General features: G+C 65.1%; 11 protein-coding genes. 6 read left to right on the top strand and 5 right to left on the bottom strand.

What is annotated here, in order from left to right; translation table 11 throughout:
* Positions 1-8 precede the first annotated feature (8 nt).
* Positions 9-284 (bottom strand): hypothetical protein, encoded by a 276-nt coding sequence (locus AC3WJR_RS04620; RefSeq protein WP_492722683.1) that lies wholly within the window; start codon positions 282-284, stop codon positions 9-11.
* 614 nt (positions 285-898) lie between these two features.
* On the opposite strand from AC3WJR_RS04620, the gene otsB reads away from it, so the two are divergent.
* From otsB to otsA, 3 genes are read left to right on the top strand one after another with little or no spacing between them, the layout of a single operon-like run.
* The gene (gene otsB, locus AC3WJR_RS04615; RefSeq protein ID WP_492722681.1) at positions 899-1,651 is read left to right on the top strand and encodes a trehalose-phosphatase; all 753 of its coding nucleotides are present in this window, start codon (positions 899-901) and stop codon (positions 1,649-1,651) included.
* Positions 1,648-3,429 (top strand): glycoside hydrolase family 15 protein, encoded by a 1,782-nt coding sequence (locus tag AC3WJR_RS04610; protein ID WP_492722679.1) that lies wholly within the window; start codon positions 1,648-1,650, stop codon positions 3,427-3,429. The genes otsB and AC3WJR_RS04610 overlap by 4 nt, the downstream gene beginning before the upstream one ends.
* Positions 3,426-4,823 (top strand): alpha,alpha-trehalose-phosphate synthase (UDP-forming), encoded by a 1,398-nt coding sequence (otsA, locus tag AC3WJR_RS04605; RefSeq protein WP_492722678.1) that lies wholly within the window; start codon positions 3,426-3,428, stop codon positions 4,821-4,823. Before AC3WJR_RS04610 ends, otsA begins: the two co-directional genes overlap by 4 nt.
* A gap of 246 nt (positions 4,824-5,069) precedes the next feature.
* On the opposite strand, the gene AC3WJR_RS04600 is transcribed toward otsA, so the two are convergent.
* Entirely contained in the window at positions 5,070-6,005 is a 936-nt protein-coding gene (locus tag AC3WJR_RS04600; protein WP_492722676.1) for an ROK family protein, read from the bottom strand.
* A gap of 421 nt (positions 6,006-6,426) precedes the next feature.
* Between AC3WJR_RS04600 and AC3WJR_RS04595 the strand changes: the two genes are divergently transcribed.
* The 3 genes from AC3WJR_RS04595 (at position 6,427) to AC3WJR_RS04585 (ending at position 9,780) form a co-directional block, all read left to right on the top strand.
* Positions 6,427-7,707 carry an MFS transporter gene (locus tag AC3WJR_RS04595; RefSeq protein WP_492722674.1) on the top strand — a complete coding sequence of 427 codons (1,281 nt, stop codon included), beginning with the start codon at positions 6,427-6,429 and terminating at the stop codon, positions 7,705-7,707.
* Between the two features lie 166 nt (positions 7,708-7,873).
* A complete protein-coding gene (locus AC3WJR_RS04590; RefSeq protein ID WP_492722673.1) occupies positions 7,874-9,025 on the top strand; it encodes a DUF3182 family protein in 1,152 nt (383 codons plus the stop codon).
* Positions 9,022-9,780, top strand: coding sequence for an alpha/beta hydrolase family protein (locus tag AC3WJR_RS04585; RefSeq protein ID WP_492722671.1), 759 nt, complete (start codon positions 9,022-9,024; stop codon positions 9,778-9,780). The genes AC3WJR_RS04590 and AC3WJR_RS04585 overlap by 4 nt, the downstream gene beginning before the upstream one ends.
* A 22-nt stretch (positions 9,781-9,802) precedes the next feature.
* Here the strand turns inward: AC3WJR_RS04585 and AC3WJR_RS04580 are convergent, their stop codons facing one another.
* From AC3WJR_RS04580 to AC3WJR_RS04570, 3 genes are read right to left on the bottom strand one after another with little or no spacing between them, the layout of a single operon-like run.
* Positions 9,803-11,215: an efflux transporter outer membrane subunit gene (locus tag AC3WJR_RS04580; RefSeq protein ID WP_492722669.1), complete on the bottom strand. Its 1,413-nt coding sequence runs from the start codon at positions 11,213-11,215 to the stop codon at positions 9,803-9,805.
* Positions 11,202-12,365, bottom strand: a complete 1,164-nt coding sequence (locus tag AC3WJR_RS04575) for an efflux RND transporter periplasmic adaptor subunit (RefSeq protein ID WP_492722667.1) — start codon at positions 12,363-12,365, stop codon at positions 11,202-11,204. The genes AC3WJR_RS04580 and AC3WJR_RS04575 overlap by 14 nt, the downstream gene beginning before the upstream one ends.
* On the bottom strand, positions 12,358-15,552 hold the full coding sequence (locus AC3WJR_RS04570) for an efflux RND transporter permease subunit (RefSeq protein ID WP_492722665.1): 3,195 nt from the start codon (positions 15,550-15,552) through the stop codon (positions 12,358-12,360). Before AC3WJR_RS04570 ends, AC3WJR_RS04575 begins: the two co-directional genes overlap by 8 nt.
* Positions 15,553-15,709: the final 157 nt, after the last annotated feature.

Raw genomic sequence — 15,709 nt, 5'->3', positions numbered from 1 at the left:
TACGTGCTTCAGGCGCGAGCTTTCTTCGCAATCATCCATTCGACTGCCGTAAGCGCGAGCAGCGTCGTCACGAGGCAGATCATGACGCCTTTTTCGAGGGCCGGGCCAATATGAATGAGTTTCCAGTAGGATGCAGCAAATATCGCGGCAAAGATCAGCCCCGTCGCACCGACGATTTGCCGAACCGCTTGCATACCCAGTCTCCCCGTTGCGTTTTCCGCGAAGAGGTTGAGTGATTGCGCGAAGGTCTGCAAGTGGGCGTTAGCGGTCGTCCAGTCGATCACCGGACCGAACGTCGCTTTGTGGTGGAGAACTGCCGCTAGCTTGCTAGCCTGGCGAGCATGGCCTCGTATGCAGAAACCGCGTCGCGGTAGGCCGCGTGTTTTTGGGCAAGCGCATTCTGACGCCAGAGGGCGATAACAGTGAACAGCACCGCCCCGAGCGCCATCTGCGCCGTACCGTCCAACTCATTCCAATTTAGGTAGTACGCGACGGCCCCAACTAATGAAACAGCGGCCGAGCCCCAGGCGGTCCACGTGATTAGCCGCTCAGCTAGCCACGACATGTGGGGCTGGGGCCGGCCGCTGCGCGGATCCGTCGTATGATCGTGAAAGCCGAACACTCGTTAATGATGCATCACGTTGCCAACGTCTGCAATTGGGCGAGAGCAGTCGCGTCCTATGAAGGGTTCACGACCCAGCCCAAGTCTATACCAACCGCCGTCATGCTGAACGTGTTTCAGCATCCACCATTCAGCGGGCACAGACCGGACTTGATCCGCGGTCGCCCCTGAAACACGTTCAGGGTGACGCTGGGTGTAGGGTCCACAGCCCCCCCGCCGAAGCAACGAAGGTGGTTTGGGGTGACGCCAGCCCCCCCGCCTTGCTATCGGGCGCGCATGACGACCCCCTCCCCGGATTCGCTCCCGCCCGTCACGCTGTTGCGTGGCGCGGCGCTGTTCCTCGATTTCGACGGCACGCTCGTCGAGCTTGCCGCGCGCCCCGAACTGGTCAGCGTCGACGAGCGGCTCGCCAGCCTGCTCGACCGGCTCCGCACGAAGCTCGACAACCGCGTCGCGATCATCAGCGGCCGATCGGTCGACGGCATTCTTGCCATGTTCGGCCCGCTTCCGATCACGATCGCGGGAAGTCACGGCCTTGAGGTGCAAACGCACGACGGAATGCGTTCGCTGCCGGAACGACCCGCGGCCCTCGATCGTATTCTGAACACAATGAAAGATTTTGCAAAAACAACACCTGGCCTGCTGGTCGAGGAAAAGCCCTTTGGCGCGGCCCTGCACTATCGCGGTGCCCCCGCGATGGAACCGCAAGCCCACGCGCTTGCCCGCACCCTCGCCGATGAAACCGCGCTGCATCTCCAGACGGGCAAGATGATGGTCGAGCTCCGCGTCGGCGGCGGCGACAAGGGGTCGGCGCTGCGACGGCTGATGGCATCGCCACCAATGGCGGGCTTCACACCGGTGTTCCTCGGCGACGACGATACCGACGAGCCCGCAATGGTCGCCGCGACCGACCTCGGCGGTGCAGGCATCCTGATCGGCGCCCCCCGCGATAGCAGCGCACGCTATCGCCTTCCCAATGTCGACGCGACGCTTGCTTGGCTCGAACAGGCTTGCGAGGTGGCAGCATGAGTTCGTTGGATCTCTGGCCGATCGGCAATTGCCAGGTCAGCGCGCTCGTCGATCGTGCGGGCAGCTTCGTCTGGGGCTGTGTCCCGCGGATCGACGGCGACCCGCTGTTCTCCGCGCTGCTCGGCGGCGATGAACCGGAACGCGGCTATTGGGGGATCGCGATCGAGAACAGCGTCTCGGTCGAGCAGCATTACATTCGCAACACCCCGATCCTGATCACGCGCCACACCGACAACGCAGGCAATGCGATCGAGGTGATCGATTTCTGCCCGCGCTTCATCAGCAACGGGCGCAGCTATCGCCCGGTGTCCTTCGCGCGGATCATCCGTCCGGTCGCGGGCAGCCCGCGCGTCCGCATCCAGCTTCGCCCGACCTGCGGCTGGGGCGGCACGTGCAACGAGAAGATCGGCGGATCGAACCACATCCGTTTCCTGCTCGAGACGATGGCGCTGCGCCTCAGCACGACCGCGCCGGTCGGCATGATCCAGAACGAGCTTGCGTTCCGGGTCGAGCGTCCACTGCACTTCTTCCTCGGGCCGGACGAGAGTTTCGCGGGCGACCTCGCCGAGACGCTCGACGCGATGCTCGCCAAGACCACATCGCATTGGCAGGAATGGGTCCGCGGTCTCGCGGTCCCGCTCGAATGGCAGGATGTGGTGATCCGCTCGGCGATCACGCTCAAGCTGTGCCAGCATGAGGAAACCGGCGCGATCGTCGCCGCGATGACGACGTCGATCCCCGAACATGCCGGATCGCAGCGCAACTGGGACTATCGCTACTGCTGGGTCCGCGACGCTTATTATACGGTGCAGGCGCTCAATCGCCTCGGCGCGCTCGACGTGCTCGAAGGCTATCTCGGATATTTGCGCAACATCGTCGATGCGGCCGCGGGTGGCCACATCCAGCCGCTATACGGCGTCCTCGGCGAAGCGCAGCTCGAGGAGCGCGAGGAGCCTGCACTGCCCGGCTATCGCGGCATGGGCCCGGTCCGCGTCGGCAACCAGGCATATGAGCAGATCCAGCACGACGCCTATGGCCAGATCGTCTTGTGCAGCGTCCACGCCTTCTTCGACACCCGCCTCTTCCGCCTCGCGGGGATGGAGGATTTCGAATCGCTCGAACATGTCGGCGAGCGTGCCTGGGCAAATTACGACCAGCCCGACGCCGGCTTGTGGGAGTTGCGCACGCGTCAAAGCGTCCATACCTACTCATCGGCGATGTGCTGGGCGGCGTGCGATCGGCTTGCGAATGCCGCGCACAAGCTCGGGCTGACCGAACGTGCTGATTTGTGGCAGGAACGCGCCAAAACCATCCGCGAACGGATCGAAACCGCTGCCTGGCGGCCTGAAACCAGGCGGATGTCGGCTACTTTTTCGGGTGACGACCTCGACGCGAGCCTGTTGCAGTTACTCGACCTGCGCTTCCTCGAGCCCGAGGATCCGCGCTTCATCGACACGCTCAACGCCGCCGAAGCGGGTCTGCGACGCGGGTCCTTCATGCTGCGCTATGCGATCGAGGACGATTTCGGGATGCCCGAAACCGCGTTCAACGTCTGCACCTTCTGGCTGATCGAAGCGCTGCACTTCACCGGCCGCAGCGAGGATGCCCGCGCGTTGTTCGAGGAAATGCTCGCCCGCCGGACCGCTGCTGGCCTGTTGTCCGAGGACATCGAACCGGAAACCGGTGAATTGTGGGGCAATTATCCCCAAACCTATTCGCTCGTCGGCATGATCAATTGTGCCGCCTTGCTGAGCAAACCGTGGAGCTCAATCCGATGACACGGCTGGTTATTATCTCAAATCGCGTTTCCGCTCCCAAGGGGTCGGAATCGGGCGCGCAGGGTGGCCTCGCGGTCGCCCTCCAATCCGCGCTTCGGCAATATCGCGGCGTCTGGTTCGGCTGGTCGGGCGAACGCACCGACCATTTCACCGGCGACATCAACTTTCATCGCAACGATGGCGTGACCACCGCGACGATCGACCTGGAAGACCAGGACATCGACGAATATTACAACGGCTACGCCAACCGCACCTTGTGGCCGTTATTCCACTACCGCGTCGATCTCGCTGAATATGAACGCGATTTTGCGGGTGGCTATCAGCGCGTCAACGAACGGTTCGCCGACACCGTCCAGCCGCTGATCGAGGCCGAAGACGTCGTGTGGATCCAGGATTACCACATGTTCCCGCTCGGCGACGAGTTGCGCAAGCGCGGGTGCAACAACCGGATCGGCTTCTTCCTCCACATTCCGTGGCCACCGCGTCGACTGCTGTCGATCTTGCCCGAAGCGCAGGAACTCGTGCGGCGGCTGTTCGCCTATGACGTGATCGGCTTCCACACGGAGGAATGGCTCGAGAGCTTCCTCGATTTCGCGCGTTTGGAGATGGGCGCGACGATCGCGGACGGCGTCGTCACGCTCGGCGATCGCAGCGTCCGCGTCCTCGCCTGCCCGATCGGGATCGACGCGCCCGAATTCGCCGAGCAGGCGGGAAGCGTGGTTGCACGCCTGACCTATCGCCGGATGCGCGACAGCGCGGACGGGCGCGACATGATCGTCGGCGTCGACCGACTGGATTATTCCAAGGGGCTGGAAGAGCGCTTCCTCGGCTACGAACGGTTCCTCGTCGAGCATCCGGAAGAGCGCAAGGAAGTGTTCCTGTTGCAGATCGCTCCGCCATCGCGTGGCGCAGTGGGTAGCTACCAACGCATTCGCAATACACTGGAAAGTCTGTCGGGACGGATCAACGGCGCTTATGCCGACGTCGATTGGGTGCCGATCCGCTACGTCAACCAGGGTTATGGCCGCGATACGCTCGCCGGCATCTATCGCGCGTCGAAGATCGGGCTGGTCACGCCGCTCCGTGACGGGATGAACCTCGTCGCCAAGGAATATATCGCCGCGCAGGATCCGGAAGATCCCGGCGTGCTGATCCTCTCACGTTTCGCCGGTGCCGCCGCGCAGCTGACCGAGGCGCTGCTGGTCAACCCGTACAGCGCAGAGGAGATGGCGGACGCGATTCAGAAGGCGTTGCGCATGGACCGCGACGAGCGGATCCGGCGCTGGCGCGCGTGCATGGACTCGATCGAGCAGCAGGATATCAACTGGTGGCGCGAGACGTTCCTGGGGGCGCTGATGGCGACCGATGCGGACACGACGTCCGCCGCCGCCTGACGGGGCAGCAAGATCGCCGGTGGTCTTATGCAGACCGCCGGTCGATTATGCCAAACCCCGTACAAACCGACGCGAAAGCCGCGATGCATGCGGCGCGACGCTCTGGTCCGTCGGCAGGGATAAGCCGAACAGCGTTCAGCGCGCCTTCGTCCTGACACGCGGTCCTGGAGTCAGCCGCTTGCCGCCCTATGCGGCGTTCCCACAACGCTACACGCGCGCGTCAATGACGCGCGCGCAGCGCAAGGATCAGGCGGCCGCGAGCGCGAGGTTGGCGACCGCGATGGACCCTAGCGGCCCCGCTTTGTCGCCGAGCGCGGGTGCTACCACATACGGACCTTTCGCTGGCAACCGCATATAACCGTTGAGGCTGGCAACAAGCGTTGCCTCGATCCGAGCGAGCAGATGCGGCTGGCCGGTAACGACCCCGCCCCCGATCGCAATCCGGTGCGGTCCGGTCGCACAAACCAGCGTGTGGCACAGAACGGCGAGCGTATGCACCATCGGCTCCCATACAGGATCGTCGCCGGGAATGTCGGCAGCGGATCGCCCTGCCAGCCGCAATGCGAGCGCCGACCCGGACGCCAGCCCCTCGACGCAATCATCGTGGAAGCGGCAGAAGCTCGGGACCCGGTCGTCCGGCAAGCGCGGAACGCGGATGTGACCAAGTTCGCTGTGCCCGATCCCGCGCGTCGGCAGACCGTGCACGACGAGGCCGACACCGATCCCGGTCCCTACGGTGACATAAGCGAAGTCGTCCATCCCGACCGCGCAACCCCATGCCATTTCGGCAAGCGCAGCGCCGTTGACGTCAGTGTCAAACCCGGTCGGGACGTCGAACGGCGCCGACAAGATGCCGCGAACGTCGGTTCCTGCCCAGCCCGCCTTCGTCGTCGCGCCGATCTGCCCATAGTGGTCCGACTCAGGGTTCAGTTCGATCGGCCCAAACGATGCGATACCAAGCGCCGCGAAGCCATGCGTGTCCCACCATCTCTGCAGGATCGCTACGATCGCCGGCAGGGTCTCGTCGGGATGCAAGGTGGGGACGGTGGTCTGGTCGAGAACTTTTCCGTCTTCATACCCGAGCGTGCAAACGCACTTGGTTCCCCCAAGCTCGATCCCGGCGCGCAGCATATCCGCTTCCGAACGGGCTTCCGTCTCCTGAACCTCCAAAACGGAACTCATGTGCGTAGAATCACTTGCATAGACCATCCCCGTCCAGTGCGGTTGGCGTAGCGCCGAACCTGCTTGGAATGACTATTAATAATTTAATTTAAGTAATTCAATCATCCAGATGGACGATGGTATTAAATTGGTACCTAACCCGCGTTCTCAATCGATGCAGTCCCGGTGGGGCATTGCCGCGTTCCCCAATGCGGCCCAGCCGTCGGACCAACAGATACAAACAGTTCATTTCGGCCGGAATCAGCGTGCAAAGGACACGCCTCGTCAGCAGGCGCGCCGTTGACGATGCGACCGGAAGACGGACGCAAGCAGTCTCGGTGTTCGGGCAGCGTCGCAAACGCCCCGCGCCGCCAGACGCTAGGTCATCACTGCAGTGCAACGATCTTCGACACGGTTCATTTGGCACGGTAGACCCTTGCAAATGAAGACCGCTCCTACGCCCGGCACCGCGCCTGCCCCGGCATCGACCCGCCGCATCCTGCTCGCCAGCCTGATCGGCACGTCGGTCGAATTCTACGATTTCTACATCTACGCGACCGCCGCGGCGCTCGTCTTCGGGCCGTTGTTCTTCCCCGCCGAAGACCCCGGCGTCCAGTTGCTCGCCTCCTATGCCAGCTTCGGTCTAGCGTTCCTTGCGCGCCCCCTCGGCGCGGCGGTGTTCGGGCATTTTGGTGATCGCCTCGGGCGAAAGTCGACGCTGGTCGCATCGCTCATGCTGATGGGCGGATCGACCGTCGCGATCGCGTTCCTGCCGGGATATGCGCAGATTGGCTGGGTCGCGCCGTTGCTGCTGTGCATCTTTCGTTTTGGACAAGGGCTGGGACTTGGCGGCGAATGGGGTGGTGCCTCGCTGCTCGCGGTGGAGAATGCGCCAAAGGGGCATGAGAACCGCTGGGGCATGTTCCCGCCGCTGGGCGCGCCGATCGGGTTCATCGCTGCCAACGGCTTCTTCCTGTTGCTCGGCACGATTCTGAGCGATCAGCAGTTTCGCGACTGGGGCTGGCGCTTGCCGTTCCTGGCGAGTTCGGTGCTTGTCCTCCTCGGCCTGTGGGTGCGCCTCAAGCTGACGGAGACACCCGCGTTCCGCGAAGCCGCCGCACACAATGCGCTGCCGCGCGTCCCGATCGCGACGCTGTTCGGGTCGCATCTCCGCGCGACGGTCGCTGGGACGACGGGCGTCGTCGCCTGCTTCGCGCTGTTCTACCTCACCACCGCCTTCGCGCTGAGCTACGGGACGACGACCTTGGGCTATGGCCGCCAGGCCTTCCTCGGGGTGGAGATCGGCGCAATCCTGTTCCTCGCGCTCGGGGTGATCGTCGCCTGTACGTTGGCGGACCGGACGGGGGCGACGCGGATGCTACGCTGGGGTTTTGTCGGCTGCGTCCTGTCGGGGTTGCTGATGGGGCCGATGCTGGGGTCCGGCTCCTTGTGGATTGTGTTCGTCTGGCTGGCCGCATCGCTGTTTGCGATGGGGTTCGCTTATGGTCCGCTCGGGGGATGGCTACCGTCGCTGTTCGAGCCGGGTGTGCGCTACACGGGCGTTTCGATCACCTTCAACCTTGGTGGCATCATCGGCGGCGCACTCGCGCCGATCGCGGCGCAGGCGCTCGCCGCGCGCGGGGGGCTTGGCCTGGTCGGGGTGTATCTGGTCGCAGCCGGGATCCTCAGCCTTGGCGGTCTGATGCTGCTGCGACGGCGCTGAAAACCGATCGCGATATTTTCGGTCGCCTGAAACGCGTTTAACGGTGAACAACGAGGGCGCACTCGATCCAGATCAATCATAAATGTCGCGCAAAGAGACGACCGTTACTGAACCACTTAGATGAACAGACGTTCAGCTTGTTCCTCTCTACGGCAAGGTATTCGATATGCTCGGGACGACATCCGTCGGTACGGACCGGCCTTTTTCACGCCAATATCCTGACCCGTTCGCGCCGCGATACACTGGCGTCGCTGCGCTTGCCGACGGCGATCAACCGTCGGGCAACGAGCATGACCGCGTCGGTCGCGAACGTCTGCTGGCGAAGATCGCGGACTATCTCGGGGTCGCCCCCCTGACGCCGAAGACGCCCGACGCGGTGCAAGGCGACACTATTCTCCTGGTACCGGGCGATACGCTCGATCGATCGCAGCATGACGCGGCGCTTGATACGACGCCGGTTCTCGGCGGGATCGTGCCAGCGGTCTTCGTGGGCACGAAGGCGATCACGCACCCGCTGGTCGATGCCGCGGCGGATCGTCCGACGCTCTGGTCCGACATGATGGCGGACATGATCGGCGATGCCGCGCTATCGGGCTATACCGCGTTCAGTCGTGATGATGCGGCTCGAGCGGGACGGCTGCTGTTGGCGAACGGTTCGGTGCGGATCAAGGACGTCTGTGGCAAGGCCGGCCTTGGACAAAGCGTCGTCCACGACGAGACCATGCTCGACGCCGCGCTGGCGCTGGAAGATCCCGAGACGCTCGCGCATCATGGCATCGTGCTCGAAGCAAACCTGACCGACGTCGTCACCTACAGCGTAGGGTCGGTACAGCTTGGCGACGACAGCATCAGTTACTGGGGCAGCCAGAATCTCACGACCGATCATCACGGTCGCGAAGTCTATGGCGGGTCGGATCTGTGCGTCGTTCGTGGCGATCTGGACGCGCTCGCGGCGCTTGATCTTCCGCCGTCCCTGGTCCGCGCGATCGAATGCGCCGCGATGTTCGATCATGCCGCGCATTGCGCCTATCCGACGGTGAAACTGACGCGTCGCAACTACGATGTGATCGAAGGGACCGACCACATGGGAACCCGCCGGATCGGCGTGCTCGAACAGTCATGGCGCGTGGGCGGTGCCAGCGGTGCGGAAATCGCCGCATTCGAGGCGCTCCGGGCCGAACCACATACCCACTCGGTCCGCTGCTCGACGGTCGAAGTCTATGACCTGATCACGCCGCCGACCGGTGCGATCGTCTATTATCACGGGACCGACCCGGTGGTGGGGGCGATGACCAAATATGCGGTGCGCCTCGCATGAGCGACCCGAGCGAGGTCGACGAAGGCAAGGTCGCGTTGCAGGTCGGCGGTCAGAAAATCGCCGGGACGTTGCTCAAACCCGAGGCACCGGTGCCGGGCTTCCTGTTCATCCACGGCTGGGGCGGCGATCAGGCGGAGGACCTCGGGCACGCCGAGGAACTGGCACGGCTTGGCTGCATCTGTTTTACCTTCGATCTGCGCGGCCATGCCGACAGCGGCGCCGACAAGGATACGGTGACGCGGCAGGACAGCCTCGACGATGTCCTGGCGGCCTACGATTATCTCGTCGCCCAGCCGATGATCGACCGGTCGGCGGTCGGTGTGGTGGGGACGAGCTACGGCGGATATCTCGCGATGCTGCTGACCGCGTTACGGCCGGTACGGTGGCTCGCGATGCGGGTGCCCGCGCTGTACCCGGACGAACATTGGGACACCCCCAAGGCGAAGCTCGATAAGCAGGTCGTGCGTGCCTATCGCCAGCAGCCGCACGAGCCCGGCAACGATCGCGCGCTGGCGGCTTGCACTGAATTCCACGGCGACGTACTGATCGTCGAATCGGAGAAGGACGAACAAATCCCACGCGAGGCGTTGCTGTCGATGCAGGCGGCGTTCCGGCAGGCGAATTCGCTCAGCCACCGCATCATCCAGGGCGCAACGCACGCGATGCGCGACCCGCAGCATCAGCGGATCTACTCGACGTTGTTGACCGGATGGATCGCAGAAATGGTTCGGGCGAGCCGTCTGACCTATCGCTAAACCGCCGCCGCAACCGACCGCATCACCACGTCCCGCCAAGCGCGCGGATCAGGTCGGTCGCGGTCTGGAGTTGCCGACTGCGGACATCGAGCAACGCCCGCTCGGCATCGAGCGCCGCGGTCTGCGCGGTCACGACCTCGAGATAGTCCGCCGCACCATCACGATACCGGATCAACGCGAGTTCGCGCGTATGCTCCGCCGCGGCGGCAGCCTGGCTTTGTTCGCGCTCCTGCGCGGCGAGGAAGCGCTGGCTCGCCAGATCGTCCTCGACTTCACGGAATGCGACCAGGACGGTCTGGCGATAGGTAGCGGCCGCTTCGTCGAACTCCCCCCGCGCGACCTGGACGCCGCCACGGCGACGGCCCCCGTCGAGCACCGCCACCGCCGCCGACAGCGGCCCGAGCGCCCAGAAACCGTTCGCCGCGCTGAACAGCGCGCCGCTCGCAGCCTCGAACCCGCCGGAAGCCCCCAGGGTAATGCTCGGGAACAGCGCAGCCCGCGCGACCCCGATCCGTGCGTTCGCCGCCGCCACCCGGCGCTCTGCCGCGGCGATGTCGGGACGGCGCTCGAGCAGGGCGGAGGGTAGCCCGGCAGGCACAACGGGCGGTTTGGTCTGCGCCTCGACCACCCCGATCGCGAAGCCGGCTGGTGCGTCGCCGACGAGCACCGCGATCGCATGTTCGTCGCGCTGGCGGTCGACCGACACCGCTTCCAGTTCCGCCCGAGCGCTCGACAACAGGTTCTGGGACCGGCTGACGTCGATCCCCGACGCGATCCCGCCGGTGTGCCGCGTGTCGGTCAGCGTGAACGCACGCTGGAATGCATCGACCGTTTGGCGCAACAGCACGATCCGCGCATCGAGCCCGCGCATCTCGAAATAAATGCTGGCGAGTTGCGCTTGCAACCCGAGCCGCACGCCGGCAAGGTCCGCCGCGCTCGCCGCGACGTTCGCCCGCCCCGAACGGATCGAGTTCCGCACGCGCCCGAACAGATCCACCTCATAATCGACCGAGGCGCCGACCGTACCGAGCGTGTAGGTCGCTGCGTTGCCAAGCGACAGCGGACGTCCGGCCGAAAGCCGCTGGCGGCTGACGTCGGTCGACGCGGTGACTTGCGGGACGCGGTCCGCGCGGGCCTGCCGCAGCAATCCCTGCGCCTGGTCGTAGCGCGCGACCGCTGCGGCGAGGTCCGCATTACCAGCCTCTATCCGGCCCTCGAGCACGCTCAGCACGGGATCGCCAAACGCCTCCCACCAGCGTCCCGCCGGCGGCACGGCGACGCCGGCATTCTGCCAGCCGGGGACGACAGCTTCCTTGTACGCGGCCGGTGGTGCAACAGCGGGGCGCGCGTAATCGGGCGCGACCGAACAGGCCGCGGTCGCCACGAGCGCTGCCGACGCGACCGCCGTGCGCAGCCAGACCTTAACGCGCCGCATGCGCACCACCCGCGCCTCCCCGCGCCACGCTGACTGCATCGCCGTCGGCCAGCGCATCGGGCGGATTGTCGATCACGCGGTCGCTCGCCTTGAGCCCGGCGTTGATCTCGACCGTCTCGCCGTGGTCCTGGCCGATCTGGATGCTCTTGAGATGTGCCTTGCCATCCTGCCCGACGAGCGCAACCTGCGTGCCGCGCTGCCCCGTCATCAAAGCACTGGCCGGGAGCGTCATCGCGCCGCTCGCCCCCATGACCGGGAAACTCGCCTGTGCGTAACTTCCCGGCTTCAGTGCGCGGTCCTGATTGTCCGCCTGCACCTCCACAAGCACCGTGCCGGATCGCTGGTCGACCGCACCCGCGGTCCGCGTGAGCACCGCATCGAACGTCCGCCCGGCATATTCGGGCAGCGTCAGCGCAACATGCTGGCCGGGATGGACCTGCGCGGAATAGGACTGTGGTACGCGGACATAGGCGCGCATCCGGCGGACATCCGATACGGTAAACAACGGCGTCGACGCCGCCGTGCCCGCGGTGACGAGCGCACCGATGTCGGTCGACCGCGTGGTGACGACGCCGCTGAACGGCGCGATCAGCCGGGTGAACCCCTGCGTGAAGCGAAACCGCGCAACGTTGGCGCGCGCCGCATTGGCAACCGCGACCTTGGCCGCAAGGTCGCCGATCTTCTCGTCGGTCTCCTGCTTCGACACCGCGTCCTTGCTCAGCATGTTGCGCCAGCGCGTTGCGGTCGAGGCGGCGAGCTGCTGGTTCGCCTGCGCGGTCTGCAGGTCAGCCTGCGCCGCAGCGAGTTGCTGATCGACCTCGGGTGCGTCGAGCACCGCGAGCGTCTGCCCGGCGCGGACGCTGTCGCCGATGTCGACATACCATTTGCGCACGTAACCGCTCGTCCGCGCATAGATCGGCGCGGTGTTGAGCGCCTGGAGCGTGGCGGGCAGCGTCAGCGCGGTGCTGCTTCCGGCGGCCTTGGGGTGGATGACCGCGACCGTTGGGGTTGCCTGCGCGCTGGTCCAGCCCGCGAGCTTCTTCTCCGACTGTGACCGCGTCGCGATGCCGGCACCGACGACGCCGACCGCCACCACCGCCGCGACGATCCCGACGGTCTTCAGGGACCGACCCTGGCCGCGCTCAGACATGCACACTCTCCAAATGCGGGTTCGATGGCGAAGCCGCAGCATTAGCCTTCTTGCGGTGCACCAGACTGAACACCACGGGCACGAACAGCAGCGTCGCGAACGTTGCTACCAGCAGCCCGCCGATCACCGCGCGCCCGAGCGGCGCATTCTGTTCGCCGCCCTCGCCCAGCCCGAGTGCCATCGGCAACATGCCGATGATCATCGCGAGCGCCGTCATCAACACCGGACGGAAACGAGTCATCCCCGCCTCGAGCGCGGCGGCGGTCGCATCGCCAAGGTCTGCGAGCCGCTCGCGCGCAAAGCTGACCACGAGGATCGCGTTCGCGGTCGCCACGCCCATGCACATGATCGCGCCGGTCAGCGCCGGGACCGACAGCGTCGTCCCCGTCGCGAACAGCATCCACACGATCCCCGCAAGCGCGCCAGGCAGAGCGGTGATGATCACGAACGGATCGAGCCAGCTCTGGAAATTGACGACGATCAGCAGGTAGATCAGCACGATCGCGCCGAGCAGCCCGAACCCGAGCCCCGAGAACGCCCCGTTCATCGTCGCATATTGCCCGCGCAGCGTGACGGTAGCACCCTTCGGTGCCTGCCCCTTCAGCTCCCTAAGGACCTTGTTGATGTCCCCAGCAACCGCACCCAGATCGCGCCCGGCGGGCGTCGCGAAAATGTCCGTCACCGGCGCGATGTTATAGTGCGAGACGACGGCCGCGCCGTTGGACCGGACGATCGTCCCGATCCCGCCCAGAACCTGCGAACTCCCGTTGGCGCCCGTCACCGGAATGCTCGCAAGATCGTCCATCGACCCGACGCGATACTCGGGCGCCTGCGCGACGACCGGGTAGGACACGCCATTCTCCGGGCTGAGGAAGAACACCGGCGCGGTCTGCGACGTGCCCGCCAGTGAACTCGCGACGCTGGTCGTGACGTCCCGCTCGGTCAGGCCGTACTGGCCGATCCGGCTGCGATCGACCGACACGTTGAGCTGGGGATAGCGCGCGGATTGCTGGATGCGTGCGTCGGCGACGCCGGGGATCGCAGCGATTCGCCGCAGGATCTTGCGCGCATAGGCCTGGTTCGCGGTGGCATCCTTCCCCGAGATCTGGATGTCGATCGGCGCGGGTGCGCCGAAGTTGAGGATCTGGCTGGTGATGTCGGCGGGCAGGAACGAGAAGGTCGAACCAGGGAAATCGCGCGGCAGGCGCTCGCGCAATTGCCGGACGTAATCCGCGGTCGGCGCGTGCTCCTTGGACAGCTGGATCAGGATGTCGCCGTCCTGCGGGCCGACCGTGCCCGAGTTGTTATACGTCGTGTTGATCGAGCTCACCGGCAGCCCGATGTTGTCGACCACCGAGACCAGTTCGTTCGCGGGGATGATCTGCCGGATGCGTCGCTCGATCAGGTCGAACTGCGCGGAGGTTTGTTCGATCCGCGAGCCCACCGGCGCGCGGACGTGGAGCGCCATCTGCCCCGCGTCGACCGCCGGGAAGAAGTTCTGCCCGAGGAACGGCACCAGCAGGAACGACAGCAATACGACTGCAAGGAAGCCGATCACGAACGGCTTGGGGCCCGCGAGCACGCGCTCTAGCATCCCGCCATAGCTGAGGCGGAAGCGTTCGAAGCGATGCTCGAACCCGCGCTGGAAGCGGACCAGCGGATTGCGCGATGCGGGCGTCCCCGCCTCATGCTCATGCCCCTGCGCGTGCGGTTTCAGCAGATACATCGCCATCGTCGGCACCAGCGTGCGCGACAGGATGAACGACGCGATCATCGCAAACACCACCGCGAGCGCGAGCGGCACGAACAGGAACCCCGCCACGCCCGGCAAGAAGAACATCGGCACGAACACAATACAGATGCACAGCAGTGAAACGAACGCCGGGGTGACGATCTGCGCCGCGCCGTCGAGGATCGACTGCGTCACCGACTTGCCCTGTTCGAGATGCCAGTTGATATTCTCGATCGTCACCGTCGCATCGTCGACCAAGATGCCGACCGCAAGGCTCAGCCCGCCCAGCGTCATCGTGTTGAGCGTATTGCCCGTAACCGCCAGCCCGATGATCGCCGCAAGGATCGCGAGCGGGATCGAGATCGCAATGATCACGGTCGACCGCCACGATCCCAGGAACAGCAGGATCATCAGCGACGTCAGCGCCGCAGCAATGATGCCTTCCTTGACGACACCCTCGACCGCGGCCTTCACGAACAGCGACTGGTCGCCGATCGGCACGATCTTGAGCGCCGCGGGCAGCGTCTCCTGGATCTTGGGGAGCGTGTCCTTGATCCCCTGCACGATCGCCAGCGTCGAGGTGGCACCGTTCTTGAGCACGGTCATGATCACTGAGCGCGATCCGTCGACATGGACGACGTTGGTCTGCGGCGCGGACCCGTCGCGGACGTGCGCCACGTCGCGCATGTAGATCGTCGCGCCATTGTCGATCTTGACCGGAATGTTGTTGAGTTCCTCGATCGATCCCGGCGCGTTGTTGAGGCGAACGCTGTACTGGAAACCACCGATCTTGGCGAAGCCCGCCGGGTTGATCTGGTTCTGCGCGGCGATCGCATTGCCGACGTCCTGCGCGGACAGACCCTTCGATTGCAGCGCTTCCGGATCGAGATCGATCTGGATCTGGCGCGTCCGTCCCCCCGACGGATACGGGATCGCCGCGCCCGGCACCGTGACCAGCCCCGGCCGGACCTGATTGACCGCAAGATCGAACATCTTGCCTTCGGACAGCCCCACCCCCGACAGCGCGAGCTGGACGATCGGCACGGTCGACGCGCTGTAGTTAAGCACCAGCGGCGGCGTGACGCCTGGCGGCAACTGCTTGAGCACCGTCTGCGAAACGGACGTGACCTGCGCGGTCGCGGTGCGAACGTCGGCGCCCGGCTGGAAATAGATCTTCACCACCCCGATGCCGGGGAGCGACTGGCTTTCGATATGGTCGATATCGTTGACCGTCGTGGTCAGCACGCGTTCGAACGGGGTGATGATCCGCCCCGACATCTCGTCGGGGGAAAGACCGCTATACTGCCAGGCGGTCGCGATCACGGGCACGCGAATGTCGGGGAAGATGTCGACCGGGGTCCGCACCGCCGCAAGGATGCCGACGATCGCGATCAGGATCGCCATCACGATGAAGGTCAGCGGGCGTGCCAGCGCGACGCGAACGATACCGATCATGCGGTGCCTCTATCGTGGATCTGGCCCGCAAAGGACCCGCGCTGGGAGCGATCGGTCATGCCTGGGGAGGACGCCTGGTGAAAGGTTGCACGCCACCGGTTGCGATGACGCACCGCACCATTCAATCTTTGTTTCCACCAAGTCTAATATTGTTTCT

The organism is Sphingomonas sp. FW306-05-A (assembly GCF_058782275.1).
The sequence above is the reverse complement of the archived record's forward strand: the minus strand, read 5'-3'. Positions and strand labels throughout refer to the sequence as shown.

Coding starts and splice junctions, on each gene's coding strand:
- otsB (WP_492722681.1), top strand. CDS start 899: ATGACGACCCCCTCCCCGGATTCGCTCCCGCCCGTCACGCTGTTGCGT.
- AC3WJR_RS04610 (WP_492722679.1), top strand. CDS start 1,648: ATGAGTTCGTTGGATCTCTGGCCGATCGGCAATTGCCAGGTCAGCGCG.
- otsA (WP_492722678.1), top strand. CDS start 3,426: ATGACACGGCTGGTTATTATCTCAAATCGCGTTTCCGCTCCCAAGGGG.
- AC3WJR_RS04600 (WP_492722676.1), bottom strand. CDS start 6,005: ATGAGTTCCGTTTTGGAGGTTCAGGAGACGGAAGCCCGTTCGGAAGCG.
- AC3WJR_RS04595 (WP_492722674.1), top strand. CDS start 6,427: ATGAAGACCGCTCCTACGCCCGGCACCGCGCCTGCCCCGGCATCGACC.
- AC3WJR_RS04590 (WP_492722673.1), top strand. CDS start 7,874: ATGCTCGGGACGACATCCGTCGGTACGGACCGGCCTTTTTCACGCCAA.
- AC3WJR_RS04585 (WP_492722671.1), top strand. CDS start 9,022: ATGAGCGACCCGAGCGAGGTCGACGAAGGCAAGGTCGCGTTGCAGGTC.
- AC3WJR_RS04580 (WP_492722669.1), bottom strand. CDS start 11,215: ATGCGGCGCGTTAAGGTCTGGCTGCGCACGGCGGTCGCGTCGGCAGCG.
- AC3WJR_RS04575 (WP_492722667.1), bottom strand. CDS start 12,365: ATGTCTGAGCGCGGCCAGGGTCGGTCCCTGAAGACCGTCGGGATCGTC.
- AC3WJR_RS04570 (WP_492722665.1), bottom strand. CDS start 15,552: ATGATCGGTATCGTTCGCGTCGCGCTGGCACGCCCGCTGACCTTCATC.